Source organism: Streptomyces sp. P5F9 (assembly GCF_057961495.1).
In genome coordinates, this window is the sequence record NZ_JBXVPZ010000808.1 from 1 (window position 1) to 2,296 (window position 2,296).

Below are 2,296 nucleotides of genomic sequence, written 5' to 3' on the forward strand. Positions count from 1 at the left end.
GAGTGGGGGCATACCGGGGTGGTGAGTCTCGCGTCGGACTCGGTTGATCCGGACAAGGTGTACGCGGCTGTCGGTACGTACACGAACAGTTGGGATCCGACGAACGGGGCCGTGCTCAGGTCGGCCGACCGGGGCGGAAGTTGGCAGAAGACCGACCTGCCGTTCAAGCTCGGCGGGAACATGCCGGGGCGCGGTATGGGTGAGCGGCTGGCCGTCGATCCCCACAAGGACAGCGTGCTGTATCTGGGGGCGCCGAGCGGGAAGGGGTTGTGGCGGTCCACCGACTCCGGGGTCACCTGGTCGCAGGTGACGAACTTCCCCAACGTCGGGAACTACGTGCAGGATCCGACCGACACGAGCGGCTACGCCAGCGACAACCAGGGCATCGCCTGGGTCACCTTCGACGAGTCGACGGGTACGGCCGGCAGTGCGACGAAGACGATCTATGTCGGGGTCGCGGACCAGGCCAACGCCGTGTACCGGTCGACGGACGCGGGGGCCACGTGGTCGCGGGTGGCCGGGCAGCCCACCGGGTATCTGGCGCACAAGGGTGTACTGGATGCGGTCAACGGTTATCTGTACATCGCATACAGCGACAAGGGCGGGCCGTACGACGGTGGCAAGGGTCAGTTGTGGCGGTACGCGACCGCGACCGGCACCTGGACGGACATCAGCCCGGTCGCCGAAGCCGACACCTACTACGGGTTCAGCGGTCTGACCGTCGACCGGCAGCATCCCGGGACCGTCATGGCGACGGCGTACAGCTCCTGGTGGCCGGACACGCAGATCTTCCGCTCCACGGACAGCGGCGGCACCTGGACGAAGGCGTGGGACTACACGTCGTATCCCAACCGTGCGAACCGCTACACCATGGACGTGTCGTCCTCGCCCTGGCTGACCTTCGGCGCGAACCCGTCGCCGCCCGAACAGGCCCCGAAACTGGGCTGGATGACCGAGTCGCTGGAGATCGACCCGTTCGACTCGAACCGCATGATGTACGGGACGGGGGCGACGCTCTACGGCACGGAGAACCTGACGAACTGGGACAGCGGCGGCCAGTTCACCGTGAAGCCGATGGTGCAGGGGCTGGAGGAGACAGCCGTGAACGACCTCGCCGCTCCCCCGTCCGGCGGGGCCCAACTCCTCAGCGCGCTGGGCGACATCGGCGGGTTCCGGCACACGGATCCGACCAAGGTCCCCTCGATGATGTTCACTTCGCCGACCTTCACGACGACCACGAGCCTCGACTTCGCGGAGACCAACCCCAACACCGTTGTACGCGTGGGCAATGCGGACTCGGGGGCGCACATCGCGTTCTCGACGGACAACGGCGCCAACTGGTTCGCGGGGACCGACCCTTCGGGCGTGAGCGGTGGGGGCACGGTGACTGCGGCAGCTGACGGCAGTCGGTTCGTGTGGAGTCCGGCGGGTGCGGGTGTGCAGTACACGACGGGCTTCGGCTCGTCCTGGGCCGCGTCCAGTGGTATCCCGGCGGGCGCGATCGTCGAGTCGGACCGGGTGGATGCGAAAACCTTCTACGGCTTCAAGTCCGGCCATTTCTACGTCAGTTCGGACGGCGGGGCGACCTTCACCACGTCGGCGGCGACCGGACTCCCCAGCGGTGACAGCGTGCGCTTCAAGGCGCTGCCCGGCACGAAGGGGGACGTGTGGCTGGCGGGCGGGGCGAGCGACGGGGCGTACGGGCTGTGGCACTCCACGGACGGCGGCGCCACCTTCACCAAGCTCGCGAACGTCGACCAGGCCGACACCATCGGCTTCGGCAAGGCGGCGACCGGTGCCTCGTACCAGACGCTCTACACCAGCGCGAAGATCGGCGGCGTACGCGGCATCTTCCGTTCGACCGACAAGGGCGCGACCTGGACGCGGATCAACGACGATGCGCATCAATGGGGTTGGACGGGTGCGGCCATCACCGGTGACCCCAGGGTCTACGGCCGCGTGTATGTGTCGACGAACGGGCGCGGTGTCGTCTACGGCGACTCCTCCGACGCCGGCGACGGAGGCAGCGGGGGTGGCGGCGGTGGCGATCCGACGCCCACGGGCGCCTGCGCGGTGACGTACACGATCACGAACCAGTGGACGGGCGGCTTCCAGGCGGACGTTCAGCTGACGAACACCGGCTCAACCGCCTGGAGCGGCTGGGCACTTGGCTGGTCCTTCGCCGACGGGCAGCGGATCGGCCAGCTGTGGAACGCCGACTGGACCCAGTCGGGTGCGGCCGTGACGGCGAAGAACGTGAGCTGGAACGGGACGGTGGCGGCGGGGTCCTCGGTGG

General features: G+C 68.3%; 1 protein-coding gene. It reads left to right on the forward strand.

Annotated features, from left to right (window positions below; all coding sequences use genetic code 11):
• On the forward strand, positions 1 to 2,296 hold a 2,296-nt coding region (locus AC31A1_RS50360), incomplete at both ends, for a cellulose binding domain-containing protein (protein ID WP_489659743.1).